At 70.6% G+C, this 18783-nt stretch carries 18 protein-coding genes; 1 reads left to right on the top strand and 17 read right to left on the bottom strand.

Annotation, left to right across the window (positions count from 1 at the left end; all coding sequences use genetic code 11):
- Positions 1 to 25: 25 nt before the first annotated feature.
- The 17 genes from yajC to pgsA all read right to left on the bottom strand — a co-directional run bounded on the left by yajC (position 26) and on the right by pgsA (position 16488).
- The gene (yajC, locus tag AB0J16_RS31680) at positions 26 to 478 is read right to left on the bottom strand and encodes a preprotein translocase subunit YajC (protein WP_358545912.1); all 453 of its coding nucleotides are present in this window, start codon (positions 476 to 478) and stop codon (positions 26 to 28) included.
- Positions 479 to 696: 218 nt separating this feature from the next.
- Positions 697 to 1728, bottom strand: coding sequence for a Holliday junction branch migration DNA helicase RuvB (gene ruvB, locus AB0J16_RS31685; protein WP_357955567.1), 1032 nt, complete (start codon positions 1726 to 1728; stop codon positions 697 to 699).
- A gap of 16 nt (positions 1729 to 1744) precedes the next feature.
- On the bottom strand, positions 1745 to 2350 hold the full coding sequence (gene ruvA, locus AB0J16_RS31690) for a Holliday junction branch migration protein RuvA (protein ID WP_358545915.1): 606 nt from the start codon (positions 2348 to 2350) through the stop codon (positions 1745 to 1747).
- Entirely contained in the window at positions 2347 to 2982 is a 636-nt protein-coding gene (gene ruvC, locus AB0J16_RS31695) for a crossover junction endodeoxyribonuclease RuvC (protein WP_358545918.1), read from the bottom strand. Before ruvC ends, ruvA begins: the two co-directional genes overlap by 4 nt.
- Before the next feature lie 274 nt (positions 2983 to 3256).
- Positions 3257 to 4414: a GNAT family N-acetyltransferase gene (locus AB0J16_RS31700; RefSeq protein WP_358545921.1), complete on the bottom strand. Its 1158-nt coding sequence runs from the start codon at positions 4412 to 4414 to the stop codon at positions 3257 to 3259.
- Between the two features lie 11 nt (positions 4415 to 4425).
- Positions 4426 to 6060: a hypothetical protein gene (locus AB0J16_RS31705; RefSeq protein WP_358545924.1), complete on the bottom strand. Its 1635-nt coding sequence runs from the start codon at positions 6058 to 6060 to the stop codon at positions 4426 to 4428.
- Positions 6061 to 6101: 41 nt separating this feature from the next.
- Complete coding sequence (locus AB0J16_RS31710) at positions 6102 to 6854, bottom strand: YebC/PmpR family DNA-binding transcriptional regulator (protein WP_357654744.1); 753 nt, start codon at positions 6852 to 6854, stop codon at positions 6102 to 6104.
- Between the two features lie 3 nt (positions 6855 to 6857).
- Positions 6858 to 7436, bottom strand: a complete 579-nt coding sequence (gene pdxT / locus AB0J16_RS31715; protein ID WP_357955577.1) for a pyridoxal 5'-phosphate synthase glutaminase subunit PdxT — start codon at positions 7434 to 7436, stop codon at positions 6858 to 6860.
- 78 nt (positions 7437 to 7514) lie between these two features.
- Positions 7515 to 8678, bottom strand: a complete 1164-nt coding sequence (locus tag AB0J16_RS31720; RefSeq protein WP_358545926.1) for an MFS transporter — start codon at positions 8676 to 8678, stop codon at positions 7515 to 7517.
- Between the two features lie 43 nt (positions 8679 to 8721).
- A complete protein-coding gene (locus AB0J16_RS31725) occupies positions 8722 to 9144 on the bottom strand; it encodes a MarR family transcriptional regulator (protein WP_358545928.1) in 423 nt (140 codons plus the stop codon).
- An 84-nt stretch (positions 9145 to 9228) separates the two neighbouring features.
- On the bottom strand, positions 9229 to 10911 hold the full coding sequence (locus tag AB0J16_RS31730) for an alkaline phosphatase D family protein (RefSeq protein WP_358545931.1): 1683 nt from the start codon (positions 10909 to 10911) through the stop codon (positions 9229 to 9231).
- Positions 10912 to 11131: 220 nt separating this feature from the next.
- Positions 11132 to 12052, bottom strand: coding sequence for a pyridoxal 5'-phosphate synthase lyase subunit PdxS (gene pdxS, locus AB0J16_RS31735; RefSeq protein ID WP_357654753.1), 921 nt, complete (start codon positions 12050 to 12052; stop codon positions 11132 to 11134).
- 109 nt (positions 12053 to 12161) lie between these two features.
- Entirely contained in the window at positions 12162 to 13169 is a 1008-nt protein-coding gene (locus tag AB0J16_RS31740) for a DUF3048 domain-containing protein (protein WP_358545933.1), read from the bottom strand.
- A gap of 77 nt (positions 13170 to 13246) precedes the next feature.
- Positions 13247 to 13789, bottom strand: coding sequence for a hypothetical protein (locus AB0J16_RS31745; protein WP_357955589.1), 543 nt, complete (start codon positions 13787 to 13789; stop codon positions 13247 to 13249).
- Between the two features lie 34 nt (positions 13790 to 13823).
- Positions 13824 to 14954, bottom strand: coding sequence for a glycosyltransferase family 4 protein (locus AB0J16_RS31750; protein ID WP_358545935.1), 1131 nt, complete (start codon positions 14952 to 14954; stop codon positions 13824 to 13826).
- Positions 14951 to 15859, bottom strand: coding sequence for a phosphatidylinositol mannoside acyltransferase (locus AB0J16_RS31755; protein WP_358545937.1), 909 nt, complete (start codon positions 15857 to 15859; stop codon positions 14951 to 14953). The genes AB0J16_RS31750 and AB0J16_RS31755 overlap by 4 nt, the downstream gene beginning before the upstream one ends.
- Complete coding sequence (gene pgsA, locus AB0J16_RS31760; protein ID WP_358187255.1) at positions 15856 to 16488, bottom strand: phosphatidylinositol phosphate synthase; 633 nt, start codon at positions 16486 to 16488, stop codon at positions 15856 to 15858. The genes AB0J16_RS31755 and pgsA overlap by 4 nt, the downstream gene beginning before the upstream one ends.
- A 144-nt stretch (positions 16489 to 16632) precedes the next feature.
- Between pgsA and AB0J16_RS31765 the strand changes: the two genes are divergently transcribed.
- Positions 16633 to 18771, top strand: coding sequence for an elongation factor G-like protein EF-G2 (locus AB0J16_RS31765; RefSeq protein WP_358545939.1), 2139 nt, complete (start codon positions 16633 to 16635; stop codon positions 18769 to 18771).
- The last annotated feature ends 12 nt before the right edge of the window (positions 18772 to 18783 follow it).

Genomic DNA, 18783 nt, shown 5'->3' on the forward strand with positions numbered 1-18783 from the left:
GATAGGGGTTTGAGGCAGAGCCTAGTCAGGACTGCTTGGTGCTGGAGTCCTTGCCGCCGTTGCGCTCCACGGTCGTCTCGGTCTCCTCACGGGGAGTGTTGTCCTTATCCTCGCCCTTAACGTCGTCGCCCTTGACGACCTCGTGGTCGGCCGTGTCGTCCGTGACGACGTCGTCCACCACGGGCTCGTCGGCGAGAGACTCGTCGGCCGGAGCGTCTCCGGGAGTGACGACACGCCCGATGGCGGCCTTCACCCATCGGGTCTCGATCCCGGGGGCGACCTCGAGAATCACGTCCTCATTGTCCACCGCCACCACCGTTCCGAACAGGCCGGTGGTGGTCATGACACGGGCACCCGGAGCCAATGAGTTCTGCATGGCGGTCGCTTCTTGCTGGCGCTTGCGCTGGGGACGGATCAGCAAGAAGTAGAACACCACCACCAGAAGGATCAGCGGCAGGATGCTTCCGAGTTGTCCCATGTTCATAAGGGGCGACCTTCCATTGTCGTACAAGAAGTTGACACCGGCCTCGCGCCGGAAATTCCGTGCGTAGCCTCGGGGCCGCGCCGCTCAGCCCGTCAGCCTACACAGCCAGCCAAGCCACGGAGTGTAGGCGCTTGTTGCGAAACGCGGCAACGAAGCAGCGTTTCGGCGCGCGGGGAAGTTCCCATATTGAAACGGTTGCAACCGTTCTGTGATCAGTCGAAAAGTGTCGCTCCGAATGCGTCGGGTGGCGGTGTCATCCCGAGGTGGTGCCACGCCGCGGCGGTGGCGACCCGGCCGCGCGGGGTCCTGGCCAGCAGACCTTGGCGTACGAGGAAGGGTTCGGCCACCACTTCGACCGTCTCCGGCTCCTCGCCGACGGCCACCGCGAGCGTCGACAGGCCGACGGGGCCGCCGCCGAACTTGCGCAGCAGCACCCCGAGCACCGCGCGGTCGAGCCGGTCGAGTCCTTCGGGGTCGACTTCGTACAGGTTGAGGGCCGCGGAGGCGATGTCGCGGTCGATGACGCCTTCCGTCCGCACGTCGGCGAAGTCGCGGACCCGGCGCAGCAGGCGGTTGGCGATGCGGGGCGTGCCGCGCGAGCGCCTGGCGATCTCGTGCGCCCCCTCGCCCGGCAGCGTCACCTCGAGCAGCCTGGCCGAGCGGTAGAGGACCCGCTCCAGCTCCTCGACCTCGTAGAAGTCCATGTGCGCGGTGAAGCCGAACCGGTCGCGCAGCGGCGCGGGCAGCAGACCGGCCCTAGTGGTGGCGCCGACCAGGGTGAACGGCGCGATGTCGAGCGGGATCGCGGTGGCCCCGGGGCCCTTGCCGACGATGATGTCGACCCGGAAGTCCTCCATCGCGAGGTAGAGCATCTCCTCCGCGGGCCGGGCCATTCGGTGGATCTCGTCGATGAACAGCACCTCGCCCTCGGCCAGCGTCGACAGGATGGCCGCGAGGTCACCGGCCCGCTCCAGGGCCGGCCCTGAGGTGATGCGGAGCGGAGCGCTCAACTCGGCTGCGATGATCATAGCCAGTGTCGTCTTGCCCAGACCCGGCGAACCACTCATCAGCACATGATCCGGCGGCCGATTGCGCCGCATGGCGCTCTCCAGCACCAGCGACAGCTGCTCCCGCACCCGCGCCTGGCCGATGAACTCGCTCAGCCGCTTGGGCCGCAGCGCCGCCTCGATCTGCAGCTCGTCGCCCTCGGCGTCGGGCGAGACGAGATCACGTTCAAGGCTCACGCCTGGACCTCCCCGCTCATCGCGCGCTGCTCAGCGTTCGCAGGGCGGCCTTGAGCAGGACGGCGATCTGCGGGTCGTCGCCCGCCTGCGGCTCGACCGCGGCGATGGCCTCGTCGGCGTCCTTTCCGGAGTAGCCCAGCCCGACCAGCCCCGAGTGGACCTGGTCGCGCCAGGCCGCCGCCCGCCGGTCGCCGTTGAGGGCCGCGTCGAGCGTCTCGTCGGGCGTGCCGAGCCGGTCCTTGAGCTCCAGCACGATGCGCTGGGCGCCCTTGGGGCCGATGCCCGGCACCTTGGTGAGCGCCTTGAGGTCGGCGGAGGCCACGGCGACGCGCAGCGCGTTGGGCGTGTGGACGGCGAGCATGGCCAGCGCCACCTTGGGGCCGACGCCACTGGCCGTCTGGAGCAACTCGAAGACGGTGCGCTCGTCGGCGGTGGCGAAGCCGAAGAGGGTGAGCGACTCCTCCCGGACCACCAGCGACGTGGCCAGCCGCGCCTCCTCGCCCACCCTGAGCGCGGCGAGGGTGGCGGGTGTGCAGTGGGTGAGGATGCCGACCCCGCCGACCTCGATCACCGCGCCGTAGGGGGTGATCGCCGTCACCTGCCCGGCCACGGACGCGATCACAGCGCCACGTCCTTCCCTGTCGGACGGCCCTCTGCCATACGGCTCAGGGACGTGCGGTCCTCTGTCGCGCGGCTCTGGGCCGTGCGGCCCTGTGTCGTACGGGGGGCCCGGGCCGTGCGGCTCTGGGCCCTTGCCACGGCCTCGGCCAGCTTGTGCTGGGCGCCGCCGCGCCACACGTGGCAGATGGCCAGGGCGAGCGCGTCGGCGGCGTCGGCGGGCTTGGGCATCTCGCTGAGCCGCAACAGGCGGGTCACCATGGCGCCGATCTGCTTCTTGTCGGCGGTGCCACTGCCGGTGATGGCCGCCTTGACCTCGGACGGGGTGTGGAGCGCGACGGGCAGGCCGCGCCTGGCCGCGCACAGGACCGCGATGCCCGCCGCCTGGGCGGTGCCCATGACCGTGCGGACGTTGTGCTGGCTGAACACCCGCTCGACCGCCACCGCGTCGGGACGCACCTCGTCGAGCCACTGCTCGATGCCGGCCTCGATGCCGACCAGCCGGGTGCCCAGCTCCTCGTCGGCGCCGGTGCGCACCACACCGACGGCCACCAAGGACAGCGGCGCGCCCGGCCGCCCCTCGACCGCGCCAAGGCCGCACCGGGTCAGCCCCGGATCGACGCCCATCACCCGCACCGGCCTGCCTCCCCGCGCCGCCGAACATCTGTTCGGCACGAGACTCTACCCCGGCTGACGTGCCCGCGCATCGGGAAACGCCCGCGAGCATGGGCCATCCGCCGGGAACGCCCGCGACCGTGCGCCAGCCCTCCGGAACGCCCGCGACCGTGCGCCAGCCCTCCGGAACGCCCGCGACCGTGCGCCAGCCCTCCGGAACGCCCGCGACCGTACGCCAGCCCTCCGGAACGCCCGCGACCGTACGACCGCCGGAGAGCGGACGTGGCTGGGGCGGTCAGAAGTAGTCCAGCATGTACGGCTTGGCGGCGAAGACGGTGTCCAGTAGCTCGTCGTAGCGCTCGTGCCCGGACATGAGGCCGCCGCGCCGCAGCGTGGCCGCCGGGATCCCGGCGTACAGCGCGGAGAGGCCGTTGATCGACAGCACCGCCCCGGACTCCCCCGAGTCCCCGAGCGGCGTGGCGGCCCCGGCCCCGCCGGAGAACTCCAGCCGCCAGCGCCCCGTGTTGCCCGCCCGCAGCCGGTCGGTCACCTCGACGACCGCCTCGCCCGCGACCGCGGCCGGGTATCCCCTGCGCTCCACGGCCGCCGCCACGTCGAGGACGCGGAACATCCACCGCACCTGCTTGATGGTCTCCGTGGACCGCTCACGCAGCAGCCACAGCACCGGGTCGTCGGGCGCGACGTTGGCGGTGACGTGCGCGGCCATCGACGACGCGCTGCCCACCAGCGACCACAGCGCCCTGGCGGTCTGCTCGGACTCGGCGACGAGGTTGTCGACCTCGATGTCCGGGCCGGCCCAGCGGTAAACGACGTAGCCGTCCGGCGCCAGATAGAGGAAGTCGTCCTCCTGGCCGAGCCACAGCGCCCAGGTGCGTTCGTCCCATGAGACGGGGCCGGAGGCGCGCGCGGCGCCGTGCGCCCGCCGCAGCACCGAGACCACCTCGGCCGCGTCGCCGGGACCCATCCTGCGCAGCTCGACCCGGCCGCTGGGCGGGATCGTCCGCAGCGACTCGGCCGGGAGCGTGACGCGGTGCTGCGCCCCCGCGTGCTCGTAGCCGGCCGAGCGGTAGAGCGGCGTGGTGGCCGGATAGAGCGCGGACACGGCGTCGCCGAACGCCACGGCCCGCTCCACGGTGGCCTGCATGAGCCGGCCACCGACCCCCTTGCCGCGATCCTCCGGGCTGACGGTGACGGCCGCGACCCCGGCCAAGGGCTGCGGCTTGCCGTGCCACCACTGGGTGAACGGGCGCAGCCGCGCGGTCGCGACCAGCCTGGGCCCGTCGAACATGCCCAGGTAGCGGCCCTCGGCCAGCGCCGGCAGCGCCGCCTGGCGCCAGCGCTCCCGCTCGGCGGCCGGAACCAGGCCGAAGGAGCGCTGGCGAAGGTCGAGAACGGCGTCAAGGTCGTCGGAGGTCACATCACGGATGTCCACGGTCCCACAATTTACGCAGGTGAGGCGTCCGCCCGCGAACGGCCCACGGTGATGGCGAGCCGGTCGAGGTAGAGCAGCTGCGCGGCGACGATCCCGATCAGCGCGGCGGCGACCACGGCCAGCGGCGTGGCCAGGCCGACGTCGGGCAAGGCCGAGGTGTAGCCGCTGGTCCGGGTGAGCAGCTGGACCGGCGCGGTGGCCAGGCCGGGGTCCTGGGCGACCAGCAGGGGCCACAGGAGCTCCTGGCCGTTCACGAGCGTGACGGCCAGGACGAGGATGCCGGCCATGGGGAGCGAGGGCAGGACCACGCCGCCCAGGAAGTCCTTGCCGGTCCGCGCGGCCAGCCCCTTGCACAGCAGCGTCAGGATCAGCAGGGCGGGCACGCTGACCAGCACCGGCTGGACGAGGGCGACGAAGGAGTCGATCAGGCTCATGCCGCGGACGGTGCGCCAGCCGGCCAGGCTCAGCGGGCCCATCCCGACGAACAGCCAGGGGGCGAACACCAGCAGCAGCCACTCGCTCCTGCGGCCCAGCGGCCGCAGCCCGCCGATGCCGAGTGCCCCGAGGTAGGCGACGCCCACCGACACCAGCGCGCCGATCAGTGCGGGCGCCCAGGTGTTGACGACCGTGCGCCACCCGGACGGGGCCGCGGATCCCGGCTGGGCGGGCGCCAGCAGCGCCGACAGCCACGGCCAGGTCAAGGCGAGCCCGACGGCGGCGACGACCACCAGCGCCGCCACGCCGACGATCACCTTGGCCCCGGAGCCGGCGCGTACGACGTCCTGATCCGGGGTCGCCCCCCGGGGCTCGATCGTGATGCGCATGCCGCTCGCCGCCGCCACGCAGACCGCGCCGATCCCCAGGACGCCCAGGACCAGCCCCATGACGGTCGCCACCGTGGCGCCCAGCCCGACCCTGCCCACCATGAAGGTGTAGGTGTACTGGACGAGGCTCAGCGTCTGTGTGGACCCGTTGGGGCCGCCGTGCGTCATGGTCAGCCCGATCGCGAACGTCTGCAGCCCGGCGGCGACCATCGCCAGGGCGACCAGCCCGCCCACGGCCAGCATGGCCGGTGGGACCGTGCCGCCGCGCAGCGCGGGCAGGAACGCCATCGTCGCCAGCGCGCAGACCACGCCGAAGGTGGCGGCGGCCAGGATGAGCTGGAGCGTTCCCGGAGCCGTGGCGGGGTCGCGCACGCCCTCGGTCATCGTGGCCAGGCCGGACGCGTCGGGCATCAGCCCGCGCATCCAGGAGACCGCCACGGCCACCGGCGAGAACGCCACCAGGGCCAGTGACAGCACGATCCGCCCGGCGCGCCTCGGCCACGCTCCCGACCAGTCGAGCGCCAGCGCGAGCAGCGGCCCCACCACCACGGCCACCAGCAGCGGGATGACCGTTATGGACAGCGTGAAGACCAGTGCCTTCCAGAACGCCCCTTGACCCAGCACCTGCCCGTAGTTGGCCAGTCCCACGAAGACGCTCGGGCCGGTGAGCCCGGCCGACTGGAGGCTGAGCAGGATCGTCTGGACGGTGGGCAGGAGCAAGGTGATCAACGTACCCAGCAGGGCCGGCAGCAGGAGCAGCCAGCCGAGAGCCGGAGACGCGAAGGCGGGCGAGATGTCGGTAGAGGTACGGGGGGAGGTCACGACGCCCGACCTTACAGCGGACTCAGATCAGGCGTGCGCCATCACGCTTCCAGCTTCTCCATGATCTCGTCCGAGACGTCGAAGTTGGCGAAGACGTTCTGCACGTCGTCGCTGTCCTCGAGCGCGTCGATGAGGCGGAACACCTTTTTGGCGCCGTCCTCGTCGAGCGGCACGCTCATCGTGGGCAGGAAGCTCGACTCGGCGGAGTCGTAGTCGATGCCCGCCTCCTGGAGCGCCTTGCGCACCGGCACCAGGTCGCCGGCCTCGGAGACGACCTCGAAGGAGTCGCCCAGGTCGTTGACCTCCTCGGCGCCCGCCTCCAGCACGGCCGTCAGCACGTCGTCCTCGTCGAGCCCCTGCTTGGGCACGAGCACGACGCCCTTGCGGTGGAACATGTAGGACACCGAGTTGGGGTCGGCCAGCGAGCCGCCGTTGCGGGTGAGCGCGACGCGCACCTCGGAGGCCGCGCGGTTGCGGTTGTCGGTGAGGCACTCGATGAGCACCGCGACGCCGCCGGGCGCGTAGCCCTCGTACATGATGGTCTGCCAGTCGGCGCCGCCCGCCTCCAGGCCGCCGCCGCGCTTACGGGCCCGTTCGATGTTGTCGTTGGGCACCGAGTTCTTCTTGGCCTTGAAGATGGCGTCGAAGAGCGTCGGGTTGGCGTCCGGATCGGGGCCGCCGGTCCGGGCCGCCACCTCGATGTTCTTGATGAGCTTCGCGAACAGCTTGCCGCGCTTGGCGTCGAGCGCGGCCTTCTTGTGCTTCGTCGTCGCCCATTTGGAGTGGCCGGACATTACCTAGAGCTCCCTCAGCATGTCTACGAAGTATCGGTGCACGCGCGTGTCACCCGTCAGCTCAGGGTGGAACGAGGTCGCGAGCAGCGGCCCTTGGCGGACCGCGACGATCCTATCCCCAGGCTCGGCGATGCCCAGCACTTCGACGTCCGTGCCGACCGATTCGACCCATGGGGCGCGGATGAAGATGGCGTGCACCCGCTCGCCGGCGAAGTCCAGATCGGACTCGAAGGAGTCGATCTGGCGGCCGAAGGCGTTGCGCCTGACGACCATGTCGATGCCGCCGATGGTCTGCTGTCCCTCGGCGCCGTCCTCGATCCGGTCGGCCAGCATGATCATGCCGGCGCAGGAGCCGTAGGCGGGCATGCCGTCCTTGATCCGCATCCGCAGGGGTTCGAGCAGGTCGAAGGTGTCGGCGAGCTTCCACATCGTGGTCGATTCGCCGCCGGGGATGACCAGGCCGTCGACCGTGTCCAGCTCGGCGGGCCGGCGTACGGCGATGGCCGACGCGCCGGCCTCCTGGAGCATGCGCACATGCTCGCGCACGCTTCCTTGGAGAGCGAGTACACCGATCGTGGGCACGGTGATCCTTCCGTCCGGCTTACGGGGTCTGGACAATTCAACACCAGGACGGCCTGGGATCTTCCTAGGGGTGGGCGATCACGCCGCCGCGGCGGCTTCCTGGGCCACGACGTCCACGCGGGACAGGGCGCTCAGGTGGTGGCGCCGGGCGTACAGGATGGCCATGCCGATCAGGCAGCACAGGGCGCCCAGCGCGTACGGGACCGGCGCGCCGAGTTCCTCGCCCAGCTTGGTGGCGATGAAGGGGGCCAGCGCGCCGCCCATCCAGCGGACGAAGTTGTAGCCGGCGGAGGCGACGGGCCGGGGCGCGTCGGAGACCTCCATGGCCGACTCGGTGAAGACGGTGTTGTTCAGGCCGATCGGGATGCCGGACAGGATCGTGCAGACGATGATCCCGGCGTGCCCCGACACGGCGATGCCGACCTGGAGGACGGCCAGCACGGCCAGCGCCAGGTGCAGGACGTTCACCGAGCCGATCCGGCGCTGCAGCGGCGGCGCGCCGAACACCGAGGCGAGCGCCACGCACACGCCCCAGCCGAAGAACACCGCGCCGATGCCGTAGGCGCTCATGTGCAGGATGAACGGGGTGAAGGCGAGGATCGTGAAGAAGGCGAAGTTGTAGAACAGCGCGGTGAAGGCCGTGGTGGACAGGCCCCCATGGGCCAGGGCCCGCAGCGGCGCGCTCAGCTTGGTCCTGACGGCGGGTTTGGGCGTCTTCTCCAGCAGCGTGGCGATCAGCACGAACCCGGCGGCCATCAGCGTGGCGGTGCCGAAGAAGGGGGCTCGCCAGTTCCAGTCGCCGAGCAGCGCGCCGGCCAGCGGGCCCGCGGAGATGCCCAGGCCGAGCGCGGCCTCGTACAGGATGATGGCCGCGGCGCCGCCGCCGCTGGCCGCGCCGACGATGACGGCGAGCGCGGTGGCCACGAACAGCGCGTTGCCCAGGCCCCAGCCGGCGCGGAAGCCGACGAGCTCGGTGACGCTGGTGGAGGTGCCCGCGAGCGCGGCGAAGACGATGACCAGCGCGAGCCCGGCCAGCAGGGTGCGCTTGCCGCCGATGCGGCTGGAGACCCAGCCGGTCAGCAGCATGGCGACGGCGGTCACCAGGAAGTAGCTGGTGAACAGCAGCGACACCTGGCTGGGCGTGGCCTTCAGACCTTGGGCGATGGACGGCAGGATGGGGTCGACGAGACCGATGCCCATGAAGGCGACCACCGCGGCGAAGGCGGTGGCCCAGACGGACATCGGCTGACGAAGGATTCCGCCACCGGACTGCATAGTGCTCCTCTCATGTGCGGCCGAGCTTCGCCAACGTGGGCAAGGCGACCGCCAGGGCGGCTCGCTCGTCATCGCTGAGCGCCGCCAGTTCCCGGCTGAGGTGGGCGATCCTGGCCTGGCGTACGGCCCGCAGCCGGACGCGGCCCTCGTCGGTGAGCTCGACCGTCCTGACGCGGGCGTCGGCCGGGTCGGCGCCTCTGGCCACCAGCCCCGCCTCTTCCAGGCGGTTGATCTGCACGGACATGGTGGGCAGTTGCACGGCGTGCTCCTCGGCCAGCTCTGTCATCCGGCGCGGGCCGGGCTCCAGGGAGCCGAGGACGGCGTACTGCTGGCTGGTGACCGGCTGGCCCGCCACCGTGCGCCGCAGCAGCAGCACCAGGTGGCGGAGCACCGCGGAGACCTGTTCGGCCAGCTCGGTGGGATCGTCCCTCATAATACTTAGCCTAACTAACTTAGCCTGGCTAATATTCCAGGCGCGAAAAAGGCGGCGGCCTGCCGGACGCCGCCTCGCCGGAAATTACGGGCGTTCGGTCTCCAGACGGACGGTCTCGTCCACCGTGACGCGCCGCGCGAGCACGGACGGGTCGAGCGGCCGCAGGTACGTCTGCTGCACCCCGGGGACGCGGTCCTCGACCACGAACGTCGCCCTCGTGTACGCCTCCGCACCGGGCTCCCGCAGGTGGGGCACCACCTTGAAGTCCGCGGTGAGCGCGTCGCGCTCGATCTTCGTCAGCACGTAGCCGCGCTGGTTGTTGTAGAACTTCAGGTGCGGGTTGATGGCCAGGAACGGGTGCGTGGCCGGGTCGGAGTCCGCGCCGTCGCCGCCGGTGGAGATCGAGCTGGCCACCAGTTCGGAGCCCACGCTCGGGCCGGTCGGGTCGTCGTAGTTCAGCTTCAGGTCGCTGGCCCAGTGCGCGTGCACGTCACCGGTCAGCACGACGGGGTTGCGCACCTTGGCGTCGACCCAGCCCTGCGTGATCCGCCGGCGGGAGGCGACGTACCCGTCCCAGGCGTCCATGCTGGTCACCTTGGCCGGGCCGGCGTTGTTGTCACGCTGGGCGAAGAACACCTGCTGGCCGATGATGTCCCACTGCGCCCGCGACTTGTGGAAGCCGTCGACCAGCCACTCCTCCTGCGCCGCGCCGGTGATCGACCTCGCGGGGTCCACCGCGGCCGGGCAGTCCTTGTAGCCGTCGCCGCAGCCCTGGTCGTCGCGGTACTGGCGGGTGTCGAGCATGTGGAAGCTGGCCAACCGGCCCCAGCGCACACGCCGGTAGAGCTGCATGTCGATGCCGCGCGGGATGGAGGTGCGGCGCAGCGGCATGTTCTCGTAGTAGGCCCGGAAGGCGGCCTCACGGCGCTGCAGGAAGGTCGGCTGGTCCTCGGCGTGCTCCGGGACCTCGTCGGCCCAGTTGTTGTCCACCTCGTGGTCGTCGAAGACGACGAGCCAGGGGGCGGCGGCGTGGGCGGCCTGAAGGTCGGGGTCGGCCTTGTACTGGGCGTGGCGCTGGCGGTAGTTGGCCAGCGTGACGGTCTCGGGGCCCTCGTGGTTGCGTACGTTGCCGCCGGGGATGTTGTAGGTGTTCTTGGTGTATTCGTACTGGTAGTCGCCCAGGTGCAGGATGAGGTCCGGGTGCTCCTCGGCCAGCCTCCGGTAGGAGGTGAAGTAGCCGTGCTCGTACTGGGCGCAGGAGACGAAGGCCATCGACAGGGCGCCGCCGTACGACAGCGGGTCCGGGGCGGTCCTGGCCCGGCCGACGGGCGAGACGTACGGGCCGACGCGGAAGCGGTACCAGTACTCACGGTCGGAGCCGAGACTGTCGACCTCGACATGCACACTGTGGCCCCATTCGGGGGCGGCCACGGTGACGCCGCCGCGGACCACGCGACGGCAGCGCTCGTCGGAGTAGATCTGCCACAGCACCGGGAACGGCCGCTGCGGCATGCCGCCGAAACCGTCCTCGGCCAGCGGCTGCTGAGCCAGCCGGGTCCACAGCACGAAGCCCTCGTGGTCGGGGTCGCCGCTGGCGACGCCGAGCGTGAACGGGTCGGTGGTCAGGCCCCGCGAGGCCAGGCTCTGGGCGGTCTCGGCGGCGGGGTCCGGGGTGGGGTCGGCGTGGGCGGCGGTGGCCGGGAGAGCCGCGGCGGCACCCGCGGTTAACCCGGCGACGAGGAAGTGCCGGCGGTTGAGCTTGGACACGGGGCGCTCCTGGGACGATCAGTGGGGAGGGGGCGTCCCGTAGCCTGACTCAGAATCGTGACGCCCGGGTGAACACCACCTAACACGAAAAAGGCGACATCCTTCACGGATATCGCCTTCTTCGGAAATTTCCGTCGTCGTGGCGGTGTGCCCGGCGTACTAGATCATTTCATTCCGAGTCGCGCGTGACCTGCGGCGACACGCCGCACAGCGACCGATGTCACCAACCGCGCTCGGCGAGGCGGTGCGGCTGGGGGATGTCGTCGACGTTGATGCCGACCATCGCCTCGCCCAGCCCGCGCGAGACCTTGGCGATCACGTCGGGGTCGTCGTAGAACGTGGTGGCCTTGACGATGGCGGCGGCGCGCTTGGCCGGGTCGCCCGACTTGAAGATGCCGGAGCCGACGAACACGCCCTCGGCGCCGAGCTGCATCATCATCGCCGCGTCGGCCGGGGTGGCGATGCCGCCCGCGGTGAACAGCACGACGGGCAGCTTGCCGGTGCGGGCCACCTCGGCGACCAGCTCGTACGGCGCCTGCAGCTCCTTGGCCGCGACGTAGAGCTCGTCCTCGGGCAGCGAGCTGAGCCGCTTGAGCTCGCCGCGGATCGTCCGCATGTGGGTGACCGCGTTGGAGACGTCGCCGGTGCCGGCCTCACCCTTGGAGCGGATCATGGCCGCGCCCTCGGTGATGCGGCGCAGGGCCTCGCCCAGGTTCGTCGCGCCGCACACGAAGGGCACGGTGAACTGCCACTTGTCGATGTGGTTGGCGTAGTCGGCCGGGGTCAGCACCTCGGACTCGTCGACGTAGTCGACGCCCAGGGCCTGCAGCACGCGGGCCTCGGTGAAGTGGCCGATGCGGGCCTTGGCCATGACCGGGATCGACACGGCGGCGATGATGCCGTCGATCATGTCGGGATCGCTCATCCGGGACACGCCGCCCTGCGCGCGGATGTCGGCGGGCACGCGCTCCAGGGCCATCACGGCGACGGCGCCGGCGTCTTCGGCGATCTTCGCCTGCTCGGGGGTGACGACGTCCATGATGACGCCGCCCTTGAGCATCTCGGCCATGCCACGCTTGACGCGCGCGGTGCCGGTGACGGGGGTGTTTTCGGGCGTGCTGGACACGACGGTCTTCCTCACAAAAGCGAACGGTAAGTTATCAAACCCATGGTAGGTCCTGAGGGCCTCTCCCCTGACACGCCACCATGTCAGGATTTATCAGCCCTCTTGTACATCTAGGTGCGCATTTCTAGGGGATGACGGGCTTGCGGCTGGCGAGCGCGACCCAGACCTGGCCGGGCGCGAAGTTCATCGGCTCACCACTCTCCGTGGTGAAGGTCGTGCCGCTCTCCTCCGACTTGCGCTCCCACTTGGCCTTGTACGCCTTGCCGTCACGCAGCACCACCGCCGAGCCCTTGCCGACGCTGTGCACCAGGGGCGTGTAGCTCTGGTTCTTGTCGTGGAACTGGGAGCGCTCGGTCTTGGTGTACTGGACGACGATCGTGGGCGCGCCGAGCTGACCGCCCTCCGCCGCCATGTCCTTCTTGCCGTCCTGCCAGATCATCCACTTCTTGTCGTCCTCGGACCAGCCGAAAGTGAAGCGGGCGCCGGGCCATTTGACGCTGTAGGTCTTCTTGTCCACGCCGCCGTCGGCCGGGGCGTCGCCGAAGGTGAAGCCGATGTCCTTGGCCTTGTCGGCGCCCGGGGCCCGCGACAGCAGCTTCTTGGTGTTGGCGAACAGGTTGTAAGGGGCGAAGCGGCCCGGCTGGCGGAAGAAGGCGCCGGGGTTGCGCGTGTCGCCGACGTCGTACAGCGACGCCTTGGCCATGAACGGCAGCATCAGCGACTGCACGCCCGAGTAGGCGAAGGCGGGCTTGCCGAACTGCGGCACGATGTGCAGGTCGGAGATGCGGGCACTACGTACGGGCCCCACCTTGGCCGGCAGCTTGGAGGAGAAGACCGCCATCAGACGGGTCAGACCGGCCTCGACCTGCTCGATGTAGACGATGTCCGCGCTCTTGAGCCCGAGCTGGGGCTTGCCGGCGGCGGTGTTCTCGATCTTCACGGCGAGCACCGGCTTGGCGGCGCCCTCCATCGGCAGCCCGGTGAACGGGTGGGTCTTGCCGGGCTCGGCCGCGGGCTCCTCGGTCGGGGACGCCGTGGTCGCCTGCGGGGCCTTGCCCGCCGCGGGCTCGTTCGACGAGCAGGCCGCGACCGGCAGCAGAACCGCCGCTCCGGCCAGCGTCACGGTAATCATCCGAGGTAGCCGCACCTGTGTACTCCTCCGCATGGGCCAAGAAACGGAAGAAGCCTACCGGCGCTCTCCAAATCGGGTCATTCAGTTGCCATAGTCGCCGGCGGATTGTCATCTATTTCGAAGAATTGGGGGTATTCGGTATGTCCGGCCAGGCGAAGGACTCTGGCGAGCCAGCGCCGCTGGGCCGTACGCGTGACACCCACGGCGCTGTTGTAGAAACGGCGCGAATAGACGACCTTGGCCACGGCCGCGCCGAGCTCTTCGAGCAGCGCCTGCCCGCCCGGCGACTCCGACAGCTTCTCGGTGAAGCGCTCCTGCTCGACCACGGCGCGCAGCGCGCCCGACAGGTCGCTCTCGGCGTGCTCGCGATCGTCCGGCCCGGCCATCCTGGCCTCGTGCGCCGCCGCGGCCAGCACCAGCGAGGTCGCCGGATCGAGCAGCCGGGAGCCGGCCAGCTCCAGCACCACGGCCCGGCGCCGCATGAGCGCGGCGTCGAGCGCCTCGCGGGCCAGCTCCAGCCGGATGTGCAACCGGTCGAGGCGGCCCGCCCGCCAGGAGATGTAGACGGCCGTGAGCACCACGACGATGCCCGCGATCAGCACGATCATGGTCGAGGTCACAGGTCCTCCGTGTCGCCCACGCCGCCGGCCGAGGTCACAGGTCTTCCTCCACGCCGCCCGCGCCGCTGGCCGTCACCGTCTCATAGACCCGGACGACGTCACGGGCGACCGTCGACCAGTCGTACTTGCCGACCGCGACCAGCGCCTCCTCGGCCAGCTTCGCGCGGCGCTCCGGGGCGTCGAGCAGCGCCGCCGCCTCGCGGGCCAGCGAGGCCGGGTCGCCGTTGGCGAACAGCGCGCCCGCCTGCCCCTCGCCCAGCACCTTGCGGAAGGCCGGGATATCGCTGGCCAGCACGGTCGCGCCGGAGGCCATGGCCTCGGCCAGCACGATGCCGAAGCTCTCGCCCCGGGTGTTGGGCGCGCAGAACACGTCGACCGAGTGGTAGGCGCGGATCTTGTCGGCCTCGCTGACCATGCCGAGCACGGTGACCCGGTCGTGCAGCTCCTTGGGCACCCGGTCGTAGACGTCCTTGGCGTCGCCCGGCCCGGCGATGAGCAGCTTGAGCTCCGGGCGTTCGGCCGCCAGCGGCTTGAAGGCGTCCAGCAGGATCGGCAGGCCCTTGCGCTCCTCGTCCATCCGGCCGAGGAAGCCGAGCGTGGCGCCGTCGGGCCCCCAGCCGTCGAGCGGTTCGGCGTGGGCGTAGCGGCTGACGGTCACCCCGTTGGGGATCAGCACGGTGTCGCCGCCGAACTGCTCGACCAGGCTCTTTCGGGCCGCGTCGGAGACCGCGATGCGGCCGCTGAGCTTCTCCAGCGCGCTGCGCAGCAGCGGCTCGGCCACCGCGATGGCCCGCGAGCGGGTCCAGGAGGCGTGGAAGGTGGCCACGATCGGCCCCTTGGCCGCCCAGCAGGCCAGCACGCCCAGGCTCGGCACCAGCGGCTCGTGGATGTGCAGCACGTCGAAGTGGCCGTCGCGCACCCAGCGCCGCACCCGCGCCGCCGAGATGAAGCCGAACGACATCCTGGCCACCGACCCGTTGTAGGGCACCGGGATGGCCCGGCCCGCACCCGTCACGTACGGCGGCAGCTCCTCGTCGTCGGCGGCCGGCGCGATGACCGAGACCTCGTGCTCCTGCGCGATGAGCGCCTGCGCCAGGTCGTCGATGTGCTGTTTGACCCCGCCGGGCATGTCCCAGGAATAGGGACAGACGATGCCCACCTTCATCTCGCCAGGTCCTCCAGCCAGAGCCGCTGCAGCATGTGCCAGTCCTCCGGATGCTCGGCGATGCCCTTTTCGAAGACGTCCGTCAGCCGCTGCGCCACGATGGCGACCTTCTCCTGCCTGGTGCCCTCCTCGGGCACGGGGATCTCCTCGTGGATGTCGATCCCCCAGTCGTCGCCGTGGAAGTAGACGGTGGCGGGCAGCAGCGCCGCGCCCGTCTGGACGGCCAGCAGCGGCGGGCCGGCGGGCACCTTGGTGGCCGAGCCGAAGAAGCGCACCTCGATGCCGCTCTTGGTCAGGTCGCGCTCGGCGGGCAGGCAGACGACGCCGCCCCGGCGTACGCGCGTGGCCAGTGTCCCGAAGTTGTGGCCGTCACCGCCCGTGAGCGGCAGCACCTCCATGCCCAGCCCCTCGCGGAAGGCGACATAGCGCCGGAACAGCGACTCGGGCTTGAGCCGCTCCGCGACGGTCGCGAACGGGTGGCCCACGCCCACCAGCCACGCGCCGGCCTGGTCCCAGTTGCCCATGTGCGGCAGCGCCAGCACTACCCCGCGCCCGGCGGCCACCGTGTCGTGGATGTGCTCGGCGCCGGTCACGTGCGTGCGGCGGACGATGTCCTCGCGGCGCATCGACGGCAGCCGGAACACCTCGTGGAAGTAGCGGAAGTAGGAGCGCATGCCGGCCCGGCTCAGCTCGCGCAGCTCACCGCTGCCGGGATCGAGCCCGGTCACCCTGGCCAGGTTGGACTCCAGGCGGCGCACCGACTTGCCGCGCTTGCGCCACACCCGGTCGGCCAGCAGCCGGAAGGCCCCCGCGGTCGCGCGCTGGGGCAGCAGCGGGACGAGCTTCCAGCCGGCCGCGAACCCCGCGGCGACGACCCGATCGGTGACCGAGATCTTCTGGCTCATCGCTCCCTCGTCTGCCGCGTCTGTGAGTGGACGTGGACCACCCGCTGCACCACCGTGACCGCGCTGGCCAGGGCCAGCAGCCACATCCCCGCGGGCAGGACGTACGGTACGCCGAGACCGGCGAAGAAGGTGGCCACCAGCGCGACGACCAGCCGCTCCGGCCGCTCGGCCAGCCCGACGTCACAGGTGAGCCCGAGGCCCTCCGCCCTGGCCTTGGCGTAGGACACCAGCGTCCCGGCGACCAGGCAGGCCAGCGTCACCGCGGCCATCAGCGCGTCGTCCTTCGAGATGAAGTAAAGAATCAGCCCGGAAAATATGGCCGCGTCGGCCACCCTGTCGAGGGTCGAGTCGAGGAAGGCCCCCCAGGTGCTGCCGCCCTTGCCGCCGAGCCGGGCCACCAGGCCGTCGAGCAGGTCGAACAGCACGAACACCGTGATCAGCAGGGCGCCCCAGGACAGCTGGCCCAGCGGGAAGAAGAGCAGCGCGCAGACGACGGTGCCGATCGTGCCGATCGCCGTGACGACGTTCGGCCCGATTCCGCGGGCGGCCAGAGCCCTGCCCAGCGGGGTGAGTATCCGGGTCATGGCCGGGCGCAGGAGTTTCAGCATCGCGGTCTGATCGTAGGCCATTTACGAGCCGACGACTTTCTTTGCCCCACCCCCCTTGTGATATCCGCCACAGGGGTATTTGGTGAACACACCGCGTCCATGCGGTTTCTGTCCCCTCGCTCGGGCGCGGCGTTGGCACGTCAACCGACGACGCGGGAGGCGAATGTGGCAGAGAAGAACCCTGGTCATGCCATGGGAGCCGCGGGCAGGGCACCAGCGGCCGACAGGGCGGATGCGATACGCAATGTCGTGCTGGTCGGCCATTCAGGGGCGGGTAAGACGACCCTCGTGGAGCAGCTGCTGGCCGCGACGGGCACCGTTCAGCGGGCCGGCCGGGTGGAGGACGGCAACACGGTCAGCGACTTCGACGAGGTGGAGGTACGTCAGCAGCGTTCGGTGAACCTGTCACTGGCGCCGCTGGTGCACAACAGCATCAAGATCAACCTTCTGGACACCCCCGGTTACGCCGACTTCGTGGGCGACCTGCGCGCCGGACTGCGCGCGGCCGACGCCGCCCTGTTCGTCGTGTCGGCCTCGGAGGGCATCGACGGGCTGACCCAGATGCTCTGGGAGGAGTGCAGCCAGGTCGGCATGCCCAGAGCCGTCGTGATCACCAAGATCGACCACCAACGCGCCGACTTCGACGAGGTCCTCGCCACCTGCCAGGACGTCTTCGGCGACGGCGTGGCCCCCCTCTACCTGCCGGTGATCACCAACGGGCACGTGAACGGCCTGATCGGCCTGCTGTCGCAGAAGTTCTACAACTACGCCACGGGCACGCGCACCGAGAAGGACCCGGGTGCCGAGTACGAGTCGCAGATCGAGGAGCACCGCGGCGTCCTGATCGAGGGCATCATCCAGGAGAGCGAAGACGAGTCGCTCATGGAGCGCTACCTGGAGGGCGAGCCGATCGACACCAAGGTCCTCATCGAGGACCTCGAGAAGGCCGTCGCGCGGGGCAGCTTCTTCCCCGTACTGTGCAGCGGCATCGGCGTGGGCGCCCAAGAGGTGCTCGAACTCATGACGCAGGGCTTCCCCTCCCCGCTCGAACACCCGATGCCGGAGATCACCTCCCTCGACGGCAAGCCTGTCCAGGGCATCACCTGCGACCCCGACGGCCCGCTGGTCGCCGAGGTCGTCAAGACCACCAGCGACCCGTACGTGGGCCGTATCAGCCTGGTACGCGTCTTCTCCGGCTCCCTGCGCCCCGACATGACCGTGCACGTGTCAGGGCACGGCCTGGCCGAGCGCGGGCACGAGGACCACGACGTGGACGAGCGCATCGGGACCCTCACCTGCCCGCTGGGCAAGCAGCAGCGCGGCGCGCCGAAGGGGGTGGCGGGCGACATCATCGCGGTGGCCAAGCTCTCCCGGGCCGAGACCGGCGACACGCTGTCGGAGGTGGACAAGCCCCTGCTCATGACGGCGTGGGAGACGCCGGAGCCGCTGCTCCCGGTCGCCATCCAGGCCAAGTCCAAGGCCGACGAGGACAAGCTGTCGCAGGCGCTGGGCCGCCTGGTGGCCGAGGACCCGACGCTGCGGCTGGAGAACAACGCCGAGACCAGGCAGCTCGTACTCTGGTGCATGGGTGAGGCCCACACCGATGTGCTCCTCGACCGGCTGTCCAAGCGGCACGGCGTCGAGGTCGAGCGCATCGACCTGCGGGTGCCGCTGCGCGAGACGTTCGGCGGCAAGTGCCAGGCGATGGGCCGCAACGTCAAGCAGACGGGCGGTCACGGCCAGTTCGCGATCTGCCATCTGGAGGTGGAGCCGCTGCCGTCCGGCGGCGGGTTCGAGTTCGTGGACAAGATCGTCGGCGGTGTGGTGCCCCGGCAGTTCATCCCGTCGGTGGAGAAGGGCGTGCGCGCCCAGATGGAGCGGGGCGTCGTCGCCGGCTACCCGATGGTGGACGTGCGGGTCACGCTGTACGACGGCAAGGCGCACTCGGTCGACTCCTCCGACATGGCCTTCCAGATCGCCGGGCAACTGGCGCTCAAGGAGGCCGCGTCCAAGGTGCCGACGCTGCTGCTGGAGCCGGTCGACGAGCTGTCGGTGCTGGTGGCCGACGACTACGTGGGCTCGGTGATGTCGGACCTGTCGTCGCGGCGCGGCCGGGTGCTCGGCACCGAGCCGGTGGGCACCGGACGCACTCTGGTCAAGGCCGAGGTGCCCGAGCTGGAGATCACCCGCTACGCCATCGACCTGCGGTCCATGTCGCACGGCACCGGGACCTTCCAGCGGGCGTTCCTGCGCTACGAGCCGCTGCCGACGCACGTGGCGGAGAAGGTCGCCGTCACGGACTGACGTACGGACCGA

Source organism: Nonomuraea sp. NPDC049750, assembly GCF_040659625.1.
Classification (GTDB): Bacteria; Actinomycetota; Actinomycetes; order Streptosporangiales; family Streptosporangiaceae; genus Nonomuraea.